Source organism: Bacteroides sp. L10-4 (assembly GCF_013373675.1).
Taxonomy (GTDB): domain Bacteria; phylum Bacteroidota; class Bacteroidia; order Bacteroidales; family Bacteroidaceae; genus Bacteroides; species Bacteroides muris.
Window position 1 is genome coordinate 1 of sequence record NZ_JABXJH010000085.1, and the last position, 10,546, is coordinate 10,546.

Here is a 10,546-nt window from a genome sequence, read left to right on the forward strand (position 1 = left end):
CTGATAGAGGTCGTACACCTCCTGGTAGTTTACTTTTTCTTTTGCCATAATCTTTGTTAGTAATTGGTTATGGCGCAAAGATATGCTGGGTTGCGATGCGTGTCAAGGCGGAAAATAGAATGGTTACACGACGTTGTCCTTTCCTGAATTTGTAGGTAGGATAGTATCTATAATAATAGGCTATCTCGTATTCAAATTAATTGCAAAATTTAGCTGCAAAATGAATAACAGTTCTGATATTGATTTTCCCAAATAGACACGCGCGGATTAGTCGAAGTAGATACTTACTTCATATTCTGAATATTTTCCTTCAGATTCTCCACATCGTCGTAGGTGAACGCGTCCAGCGCCAGCTTCATGCCCACCAGCTCTTCGCGGATAGCCTTCAGACGATCCACAATCTCGAAGTTACGGAGCGTGTTCTCTTTATTGTCCTTCATCCGCTGGCGGGCGCCGGGCAACGTCATGCCACGCTCCTTCACCAGATGATAGATGAGTTTCACTGTCTCTATGTCCTCCCTGCGGTATTGGCGTATCCCCCGCCCCGCCTTCTTCGGATTGAGTTGCGGAAACTCCTTTTCCCAAAAGCGGAGCAGCGATTCGTTGACGTCGAACATGGCAGCCACCTCACTGATGGAGTAATATAACTTCAAATTCTTATCTGTATTCAGCATAGAGTACTTTTTAAAAGCACAAAAATATACCTCTTTTTTCAAACCTCCGTTCTTTTCCGGATTAAAATCTCTAAACCGGCGGTTTTAACCGTCACTTTTTTCTGCAGGCGACACGTTTTGTCGTCCAACCCTGTTATCTTTGTTCGCAAGAACGAAACAAGAAAAGATATATGGGCAGAAAGTTAGAAGGATTGCAGCGGATGCTGATTATTATCAACAAGCTGAAAGGATTGCAGCACTATGTATCGCGGGAGGAATTGGAAAATTATGTCGCGCTCCGCATGGAGGAACGCGACGGCACTCCCGTAGATTTGCGAACGCTGCAACGTGACTTCAATGAAATAGAGAGCCTCTTCGGCATACGCATCTGTTTTGACAAGAAACGGAACGGCTATTACATCAATGAGGAAGATGACTTGAAAAAAGAACAATATGAGCGCCTGCTGCTGAACTTCGACTTGCTGAACGCCATCGACAGTACCTCCAACCTGCATACATACGTACTGGCGGAACACCACCGCCCGATGGATTGCGAGTGTCTTCCACTATTGATAAAAGCTATCAAATTCTCCCATCCGGTGATTTTCAACTACATCTATGTACGCGAAGGAGGAAAAATACGTGAAAAGAAAGTCCTTCCCCATTACCTGAAAGAAGACCAGCAAAGATGGTATCTCCTCGCCTACGACAAAGGAATGCTGAAAACCTTCAGTGTAGATTGCATCCGAAACCTGAGCATTCTTTACGAAGAGACTTTCAAACGCAACATGAATATCAACGTGGAAGAACTGTTCAAAGACAGCTACGGCATCTGGAACCAGACCGACATCCCTGTGGAAGAAATCGAACTAAGTTACGATGCACTGGACGGCAGTTTCCTGAAATCCGTACCGCTGCACCATTCGCAAGAAGTGCTGGTTGACAATGAAGAGGAATTCCGCATCCGCTTGCACCTGCGCATCACCAACGATTTTGTAATGGCACTGCTGGCACGTAGCCGTTCGCTGACAGTTGTCAAGCCGATGCACCTGTGCGAACGGGTGCGGAAGGTGTATGAAGAGGCGCTGAAAAGGAATGGATAATAGGCTATCGTCTTTCCAACATAATAAACGTCTAAAACAGAAAATCATGAGCAACCAGTCTTACCAAAGCAGAAAGAATATCCTGAAAGGAATAGGCGTACTTTGTTTCCTTAGTATCTTTGGATATTATTCTTATCAAGACAGTACGAACAAAATAATGTTAGAAAAGAGCCTGAATGAAAACGCCGCGCGACAACGTGCCTTCAGAAACAAATTTCACGATTCACATTCTTCCCCCTCCGAAAACGGGAACATAACTTATAAAAAAATATCGGAAGAAACATATCGCCTATCCCCCGAAAAACAAAGCGAAAGCGACATCTTCAACGAAAATTTAGATGAATATCTTGCAAATCCGGAAGATGAACTTACCTATCCGCCCGAAATCTATGATGCACAGATAGATGACGAAGAAGATGATTTGATAAAAAATAGAGTTTATTACTAAAAAACAGATGACAATATCCCCTTCTTTGAGTTTGATAATCAATAAACTTTTTGTAGTTTTGCAAAGTCCAAACATAACTGGTTAGGACATACATAGTTTATTGATGAAAGTGTAGCTTTTATCCTTCGTTAGAAAGTCTGGTAAATTTTCAATGAATGTAAGGAATAGCAATCACGCTCATCACTTGTTTGTATATGCTTACCTAAGCGATATACATTACAAGTGTGGGGGATATTGTCTATTTACATTCGGGTTTACCAGAGCCTCTAACGAGATAGATGATGTGACTCCACACTTTCTTTTATAGTAATAAGGCTATGATTCGGAGTCCACTATAGCCATAAGTTATTCTAATCATGAAAAAAATCAATCTGCAAATTTCCTTATGGTTTATCGCCATTTCATGTGTGCTTATTGTTTCATGCAGCAAAGAAGACGAACCACAACTCATTCTTTCACCGGAAAGTGAAATGCTATTTACTAATGGCATAATTTTCCCTGCAGAAGGAGGCGAACAATCCATGTCTTTTACTATCATGAACCAAACATGGTGGCATAGTCAGATAACCCCCACCAATAAGTGGTGCACAGTAGAGTATAAATATAATTTTGAACAATCAAATGAAGTCACAGCCTACATTCATGTTGCAGAAAATGCAGAACACAATGAAAGGAATGCACAGTTTGTAATAAAGGTGGGAGACACACAAAAGGAACTGAATATCAAGCAAAAATCGGTAAATTTTATCCAGCTTCCAGAAAAAAGGTATGAAATTCGTCATGTTAGTACAACATTTCAAATAGAAGTTCTGTCAAATTGTAACTATGCAATTGAAATTGACCCAGAGGGCCAATCATGGATTTACAACAAAGAAGGCAATCTTCAATATCAGCCTGGAAAACAAATCATTACATTTATTTCATCAGAGAATGAAAAAACATCTCCTCGCGAATGTAAAATTACATTTAAAGGTGAAAGCAACTCGGAACAAATAGAAATATACCAAGCTGCAAAACCTGCATTAACATTATCAGAGAATGGAACTAAAGCACGGATAGATATTCAAGAGCCAGGCAAATTACCTGAAATATTATCTACAACAGACTTAACTAAAATAAAAGATTTGACTCTTATAGGCTATATAAATGGGACTGATTTTGTTATCATGGAGAAAATGACCAATCTTATTCATTTAGATTTATCACATGCAAATATTAGATCTGGAGGAGATTCATATCAACGCATAAACAATGACATGGACTATTTCACGAAAGACAATGAAATTACTGATTATCTATTTCTCAATTGGGAAAAATTGGAACATATACTTTTACCAGAACAAGCTAAATCCATTGATGAATGCGCTTTTAATCATTGTAAAAATCTAAAAAACATAAACATTCCCAATAGAGTAAAAACCATAGGAGCTTATGCGTTCACCGGTTGTATCGCACTTGAAGATATTCATTTGCCTGAAACCTTAACAAAAATAGAGGATAGCACATTTGGACTTTGTAAAAATTTATCCATTATAACTATTCCTCAAAACGTAACATATATAGGACGTTGGGCATTTGGAAACTGTTCCAGATTACAAAACGTTATCATTAAAGGAAAAATAACGCCGACAATAACTCCAACTAGTTTTGTTGAAGAAACGGGAGCTTCTATAGAAGATATAGCTCCTTTACGCTTCGTTTTATATATTCCCAAAGGCTGTAAAGAAGATTATCAAAACAATTCTATATGGATGGCACATGCTATTGCAATTTTTGAAGAATAACATTAACATATCACAGAACGATGAAAAAAGATGAATTACTAAACAACAGGGTACAATCATTACCGCCTATTATTGATGAAAGTTCCGAAATCCTAATATTGGGAACCATGCCCGGTAAAGAATCACTGAGAAGCAAAGAATACTACGCTTCACCCAATAATAGTTTCTGGAAAATAATGAAGAGATTGTTCAATTCCAATATGGAATTCAAAGATTACGAGGAAAAAATTTCGTGTTTAAAGAAACACCACATTGCATTATGGGATACGTTACAGTCTTGTGAACGTGAAAGCAGCCTGGATAGCAATATAAAAGAAGAAGAATATAATGACATTGACAGCTTGCTGAATCGTTACCCAAAAATAAAAAAAGTTGTATTTAATGGAAAGAAAGCTGCCAACTATTACAAAACTCGATTGCCGTCCAGTATAGCTTATTCTACCAGTAATGCTTGTGCTAAAAAGATAGGAGAAAAGATAAAAAATTGGGAAAATGCCCTAACATACTAAACATTAAAGAATAATTATGAAAGGTAAGAAAATATTCACTTCAGAAGAAGTTTTCAAAATTAAAGAGTTAATCAGACTGAAACTGCAATCTTCCAATAATGAACAAAAAGGCATCAGAGCCAAAATCCGAAGAATTGGCTTCTATTGGGAAGATTTTCATCAAAAAACAGAGATACCTAAAGTGGAGTATAATATTGAAAACTTTGAAGAGTTGATAAGAAACAGAAATATCACCATTCAAAATTAATGTTTATTCAGTACAAATCTATAAACCTCTTATTACCCAATATTCTTTTATGATACTGGCATTAGCTGACGAACCGAATTAATTTTTCCACATGATTACTTGTATAGAGAATTCACACAGAAAGTCGATTTCTACGGATAACGGTTACCAGGGGTAGATAGAACTCATTTCTGAAAAAGAGGGTGATAAATTTTAGAAAAGCGGCGGCAGATTCTGAAAACTACATGATGTTTTCAGAATCTGCCGCCGCTTTTTTATGACCTCTCAGAAAAAACATCCGTGAATAATGGTGCCGCAATACGTTGATGCCGTTTCATGAGCATAGTCCGATTGACAGTCTGCTTGTTCTGCGGCAAAGTCATCTGTATTGTCACTAGCTTCAAGTTTGGCGTAATTGATGGATACTTTAACGCCACCCTCCATTTTAAGGAGCTTATAAATGACCTGCAAAAGCAGAAAAAGTACTCTTCTCATTCCGAACTCTTTGCACTATATTTGTGTTGACAAAAGGAAAAGGATGGATGACCTGACAAGCGGCTTCAATATCGGAACCAATTACTCGCTGTCTGCCGAGTTCAATGAACTAACCGGATTTACGGAAGAGGATGTGCGCCAAATGTTAAACTATTATGCCACTACCTGCGAGTTCCACCATACTACGGATGAATTAGCAGTATTGATGAAACCATGATACGACAACTACTGCTTTTCAGAAGACAGCTATGGGCGCACCACGATGTACAACTCCAATATGGTGCTTTACTTTGTGGATAACTACGTACGCAATGGAGGCAAACCGCCGAAGAACATGATGGAAGAGAATATCCGCGTGGACTACAACAAACTACGTATGCTTATCCGCAAAGACAAGGAGTTTGCCCACGACGCTTCGGTCATACAGAAACCGGTGGAACAAGGATTCGTGACAGGAGAACTGAAAGCGGGATTCCCAGCCGAGAAGATTACCCATCCTGACAATTTCATCAGTTTGTTGTTTCATTTCAGCATGCTCACCATTGGCGGCACGCACAAAGGTGCTACAAAGCTAACCATCCCCAACCAAGTAGTGCGTGAACAGCTGTACAACTGCCTGCACCGCTACTCCTCCCAGCGCGACAAGCAGAAGGGCGAAGCCTACATGCACGGCTTCACTCTCGCCATGACGTCGCAGAACCGCTTCTACCGTCCGGTTTCGGAACAGGACACACAGGCAGGCTATGCAGACATCTTCCTGCTTCCGCTCACCGAAATCTACAAGGATATGGAGCACAGCTACATCATCGAGCTGAAATATGCCAAAGAAAAAGACTCCAACAGCCGTGTGGAACAACTTCGACAAGAAGCCATCACCCAAGCCCACCACTACGCTGCGAGCGAAAACGTGCAGAGAAACATCGGCAATACCCGGTTGCACAGAATCGTCGTCATATACCGCGGCATGGAAATGGCTGTTTGCGAAGAAATAGAAGAAGCAAATTAGTCAAGTACCTTCCCGTGGTTCGCCGCAATCTGTATCATGCGGTCATAATCCTCGGCACTCAAATCCATGAAGTAGTAATTCACCGGATTCACGACTTTCCCTTTAACGTGCACCTCGTAGTGCAAATGCGGACCGGTGCTCTTGCCCGTACTGCCTACTCCGCCGATGACTTCACCACGCACCACCTTCTTACCCGGTTTTGTACGGAAATCGCGCAGGTGGGCATACCATGTCTGATAGCCGAAACCATGGTCGATAATGACCGTATTACCATACCCGGTTTCCCATCCCATCTTGATAACCGTACCGTCTCCTGTGGCATAGACATCAGTACCCGGATTGGCAGAGAAGTCCATACCGGCATGGAATTTCGGAGTGCCATAGATGGGGTCTATACGCGTACCGTAGCCTGAAGCAGTCTTCTTGAGGTCTTTATTCGAAATCGGTTGGATGGCCGGAATGCAACGCAACATCTCGTCGTGGCTTTTGCACATATCCACCACGTCATCAAAAGAGTTCGACTGGATATAAAGCTGCTTACTGAGCATGTCCATCTTTTGAGTGGTATTGATAACCAAATCGGAGTTTGCCATATCCATCAGATGTTCATAGCGGTTGGTGCCGCCATATCCTGCCTGACGAATGGCAGTAGGAATAGGGTCGGCCATGAAAATCACCCGGTACAGGTTGTCGTCACGCTGCTGTATGTCCTGCAACACTCCCATCGCCTCGTCCAGTCGGCGAGAGAGCACGTTGTACTGCGCCTGGAGTTGGCTGTTTTCTTTCCGCAACTCTTTCTCTGACGGGGAGCCGAAGATTAACAGCAGCACGATGAAACTGCCCGCACCCAGCCCCATACCGATGAACAAACGGCGGAGAATACTCAGCGCCCGCTGCCTCACGGTAGGATAAATACGGTCATACGTCTGCGTCTGTGGATTATAAATGTAGTAAACTTTGCGCATCTTAGGAAATATTTCGCTTGTCAATGCGGCAAAAGTAATAAAAACAAGCTATCTTTGCACAGTTTTTTCAAGAATTATAAGATTTATGATTTATAAGAGTGATAATAGTGGGGAATTACCTACAAGGCTGATAGCTTTTTCCTTTAAAATCATAAATTGTACAAGTCATGAGTCGCAAGCTATAAATAAAAATCATAAATCATAAATAGACGTATGTTGACTGCAAACGAAATCAGAGACTCTTTCAAGAGTTTCTTCGAAAGTAAAGGTCACCAGATAGTGCCTTCGGCTCCGATGGTGATTAAGGATGACCCCACGTTGATGTTCACCAACGCAGGAATGAACCAGTTCAAAGATATTATTCTGGGCAACCACCCGGCGAAATACAAAAGAGTTGCGGACTCACAGAAATGCCTTCGCGTAAGCGGAAAGCATAATGACTTGGAAGAAGTGGGGCACGATACCTACCACCACACCATGTTTGAGATGCTGGGCAACTGGTCGTTCGGTGATTACTTCAAGAAAGAAGCTATCTCCTGGGCATGGGAGTATCTGGTGGATGTGCTGAAGATAGACCCGAGAGACCTCTATGCCACTGTGTTCGAAGGTAACGCTGAAGAAGGTTTGGAACGCGACAACGAAGCTGCCTCCTACTGGGAACAGTTCTTGCCGAAAGACCATATCCTGAACGGAAACAAGCACGACAACTTCTGGGAAATGGGTGATACGGGTCCCTGCGGTCCGTGTTCCGAAATACACATCGACTCACGTCCCGAAGAAGAAAAGGCACAAATTCCGGGCAGCCAACTGGTGAACAAAGACCATCCGCAGGTGATTGAAATCTGGAACCTCGTGTTCATGCAATTCAACCGCAAGGCAGACGGCAGTCTGGAGGGGCTTCCTGCCAAAGTTATCGATACCGGTATGGGCTTCGAGCGACTGGTGCGCACGCTGCAGGGAAAGACTTCCAACTACGATACGGACGTGTTCCAACCGATACTGAAAGCCATCGGCGACATGGCAGGCAAGAAGTACGGCGAAGATGAGAAATCGGACATCGCCATGCGCGTGATTGCCGACCATATCCGTACCATCGCTTTCTCCATCACCGACGGACAGCTACCGAGCAATGCCAAAGCAGGTTATGTCATCCGCCGTATCCTGCGACGTGCCGTACGCTACGGTTATACGTTCCTTGGACAGAAGCAGGCATTCATGTACAAGCTGCTTCCCGTGCTCATCGAAAATATGGGTGGCGCTTACCCCGAACTGAATGCACAGAAGGACTTGATTGCAAAAGTTATCAAAGAAGAAGAAGACTCTTTCCTCCGCACATTGGAGACGGGTATCCGCCTGCTGGAAAAGACCATGACAGACGCCAAAGCCGCGGGCAAGAACGAAATCAGCGGAAAGGATGCCTTCACCTTATATGATACTTTCGGTTTCCCGCTCGACCTGACAGAGCTGATTCTCCGCGAAAACGGCATGACTGCCGACATCAAGGAATTCGATGCCGAAATGCAACAGCAGAAACAGCGTGCCCGCAATGCCGCTGCCATAGAAACCGGTGACTGGATTACGCTAAAAGAAGGTACTACCGAATTCGTGGGATATGACTATACGGAATATGAAACATCCATTCTGCGCTACCGCCAAGTGAAGCAAAAGAACCAGACCTTGTATCAGATTGTGCTGGACAAGACTCCATTCTACGCTGAAAGCGGCGGTCAGGTAGGTGATACCGGTGTATTGGTGAACGAGTTCGAAACCATCGAAGTAATAGACACCAAGAAGGAAAACAACTTGCCCATCCACATCGCCAAGAAGCTGCCCCAACACCTGGAAGCTCCAATGATGGCATGCGTGGATACCGACAAGCGTGCCGCTTGTGCCGCCAACCACTCTGCCACCCACTTGCTGGATGCCGCACTGCGCGAAGTGCTTGGTGAGCATGTTGAGCAGAAGGGTTCTTTGGTTACACCGGACTCCCTGCGTTTCGACTTCTCACACTTCCAGAAGGTGACGGACGAGGAAATCCGCAAGGTAGAACACATCGTTAATGCAAAGATTCGGGCCAACATACCTTTGAAGGAATACCGCAACATTCCTATCGAAGAAGCTAAGGAGCTGGGGGCCATCGCTCTGTTCGGTGAGAAGTACGGCGACCATGTACGCGTCATTCAGTTCGGTTCTTCCGTAGAGTTCTGCGGCGGTACGCACGTAGCCGCTACCGGCAACATCGGTATGGTGAAGATTGTTTCCGAAAGCTCCGTAGCTGCCGGTGTACGCCGTATCGAAGCCTACACAGGTGCACGCGTGGAAGAAATGCTGAATACCATCGAGGACACGCTACGCGACTTGAAGGCGCTCTTCAACAATGCTCCCGACCTTGCCGGAACCATCCGTAAGTATATCGACGAGAATGCCGGACTGAAGAAACAGGTAGAAGACTTCATGAAGGAGAAGGAAGCACAGTTGAAAGAAAAGCTTTTGAAGAACGTGCAGGAAGTCAATGGCGTTAAAGTTATCAAGTTCTGTGCTCCGCTACCGGCGGAAACGGTGAAAAACATCGCCTTCCAGCTACGCGGCCAGATTACAGAGAACCTGTTCTTCGTGGCCGGAACTGAAGCCGAAGGCAAGCCGATGCTGACCGTCATGCTGAGCGACAACCTCGTGGCAGGCGGACTGAAAGCCGGAAACCTGGTGAAAGAAGCTGCCAAACTTATCCAAGGCGGTGGCGGTGGCCAGCCCCACTTTGCAACTGCCGGCGGTAAGAATGCTGACGGACTGAACGCTGCCATTGACAAAGTATTGGAATTGGCAGGATTATAATCGAAAATGATTGGCGAAACACTTGACATCGCCTCTGCGATGTTGTATATTTGTAACGTCATTTTTTAGATATTTCAAAATTAAACTACCGGGAAAGGAGGAGCATTGCTTCTCCTTTTCTTTTTACCTTCCACGGTATTCCATTTGAAATGCCACATGCCGGCTCCCAAAACTCTACACCTTACCATCCTAAATGCCACACCTTAGCAAGTAAAATGGCTGACATTTACCCTCCAAAGCCCTGGGGTTTCCGTGAAAAACCCTGAGGTTTGGGACAGTGAAGTGAAGGGATGGATGATTAGTCCAGAACAAACAGACAATACATTCGAAGCAAACGAATGATGCATACAGAACAGACAGATGATGCGCAACAGAAACAAAAACGGGAAGCCCAAGCCGTAACTATTCAGCGAGAACAAAGGATACGAAGAATTAGCCCGTCAGTTTAGACGAGCGCCAATATAGCTTTAAGAGGGGATTGTCCGTTTTTCCAGGCCGTGTCAGCGATAGAATGTAAAGCGTGGA

General features: G+C 43.8%; 9 protein-coding genes and 1 pseudogene. 7 read left to right on the forward strand and 3 right to left on the reverse strand.

Features of this window, described 5'->3' with window-relative positions; translation table 11 throughout:
- Positions 1–284 precede the first annotated feature (284 nt).
- Complete coding sequence (locus HU824_RS18075; RefSeq protein ID WP_176469602.1) at positions 285–674, reverse strand: MerR family transcriptional regulator; 390 nt, start codon at positions 672–674, stop codon at positions 285–287.
- 170 nt (positions 675–844) lie between these two features.
- Here HU824_RS18075 and HU824_RS18080 point away from each other — a divergent pair, with 170 nt between their 5' ends.
- The 5 genes from HU824_RS18080 to HU824_RS18100 all read left to right on the forward strand — a co-directional run bounded on the left by HU824_RS18080 (position 845) and on the right by HU824_RS18100 (position 4,744).
- Positions 845–1,756, forward strand: a complete 912-nt coding sequence (locus HU824_RS18080; protein ID WP_176469603.1) for a YafY family protein — start codon at positions 845–847, stop codon at positions 1,754–1,756.
- A gap of 46 nt (positions 1,757–1,802) precedes the next feature.
- Positions 1,803–2,204, forward strand: a complete 402-nt coding sequence (locus HU824_RS18085) for a hypothetical protein (protein WP_176469604.1) — start codon at positions 1,803–1,805, stop codon at positions 2,202–2,204.
- 356 nt (positions 2,205–2,560) lie between these two features.
- Positions 2,561–3,988: a leucine-rich repeat protein gene (locus HU824_RS18090; protein ID WP_176469605.1), complete on the forward strand. Its 1,428-nt coding sequence runs from the start codon at positions 2,561–2,563 to the stop codon at positions 3,986–3,988.
- 20 nt (positions 3,989–4,008) lie between these two features.
- On the forward strand, positions 4,009–4,497 hold the full coding sequence (locus HU824_RS18095) for a DNA-deoxyinosine glycosylase (protein ID WP_176469606.1): 489 nt from the start codon (positions 4,009–4,011) through the stop codon (positions 4,495–4,497).
- 16 nt (positions 4,498–4,513) lie between these two features.
- On the forward strand, positions 4,514–4,744 hold the full coding sequence (locus tag HU824_RS18100; protein WP_136009581.1) for a hypothetical protein: 231 nt from the start codon (positions 4,514–4,516) through the stop codon (positions 4,742–4,744).
- A gap of 264 nt (positions 4,745–5,008) precedes the next feature.
- Here the strand turns inward: HU824_RS18100 and HU824_RS18105 are convergent, their stop codons facing one another.
- Positions 5,009–5,218 carry a hypothetical protein gene (locus HU824_RS18105; protein WP_168354287.1) on the reverse strand — a complete coding sequence of 70 codons (210 nt, stop codon included), beginning with the start codon at positions 5,216–5,218 and terminating at the stop codon, positions 5,009–5,011.
- Between the two features lie 43 nt (positions 5,219–5,261).
- Between HU824_RS18105 and HU824_RS18110 the strand changes: the two are divergent.
- A pseudogene (locus HU824_RS18110) lies at positions 5,262–6,224 on the forward strand (AAA family ATPase); the annotation flags it as partial.
- Here the strand turns inward: HU824_RS18110 and HU824_RS18115 are convergent.
- Positions 6,221–7,189, reverse strand: a complete 969-nt coding sequence (locus HU824_RS18115) for a M23 family metallopeptidase (RefSeq protein ID WP_176469607.1) — start codon at positions 7,187–7,189, stop codon at positions 6,221–6,223. The pseudogene HU824_RS18110 and the gene HU824_RS18115 sit on opposite strands and share 4 nt — an antisense overlap.
- 213 nt (positions 7,190–7,402) lie before the next feature.
- Between HU824_RS18115 and alaS the strand changes: the two genes are divergently transcribed.
- A complete protein-coding gene (alaS, locus tag HU824_RS18120) occupies positions 7,403–10,021 on the forward strand; it encodes an alanine--tRNA ligase (protein WP_176469608.1) in 2,619 nt (872 codons plus the stop codon).
- Positions 10,022–10,546: the final 525 nt, after the last annotated feature.

What these genes read in the sequence shown, in the direction of transcription:
- HU824_RS18075 (WP_176469602.1), bottom strand. Translation starts at nt 674, where the DNA reads ATGCTGAATACAGATAAGAATTTGAAGTTATATTACTCCATCAGTGAG.
- HU824_RS18080 (WP_176469603.1), top strand. Translation starts at nt 845, where the DNA reads ATGGGCAGAAAGTTAGAAGGATTGCAGCGGATGCTGATTATTATCAAC.
- HU824_RS18085 (WP_176469604.1), top strand. Translation starts at nt 1,803, where the DNA reads ATGAGCAACCAGTCTTACCAAAGCAGAAAGAATATCCTGAAAGGAATA.
- HU824_RS18090 (WP_176469605.1), top strand. Translation starts at nt 2,561, where the DNA reads ATGAAAAAAATCAATCTGCAAATTTCCTTATGGTTTATCGCCATTTCA.
- HU824_RS18095 (WP_176469606.1), top strand. Translation starts at nt 4,009, where the DNA reads ATGAAAAAAGATGAATTACTAAACAACAGGGTACAATCATTACCGCCT.
- HU824_RS18100 (WP_136009581.1), top strand. Translation starts at nt 4,514, where the DNA reads ATGAAAGGTAAGAAAATATTCACTTCAGAAGAAGTTTTCAAAATTAAA.
- HU824_RS18105 (WP_168354287.1), bottom strand. Translation starts at nt 5,218, where the DNA reads ATGAGAAGAGTACTTTTTCTGCTTTTGCAGGTCATTTATAAGCTCCTT.
- HU824_RS18115 (WP_176469607.1), bottom strand. Translation starts at nt 7,189, where the DNA reads ATGCGCAAAGTTTACTACATTTATAATCCACAGACGCAGACGTATGAC.
- alaS (WP_176469608.1), top strand. Translation starts at nt 7,403, where the DNA reads ATGTTGACTGCAAACGAAATCAGAGACTCTTTCAAGAGTTTCTTCGAA.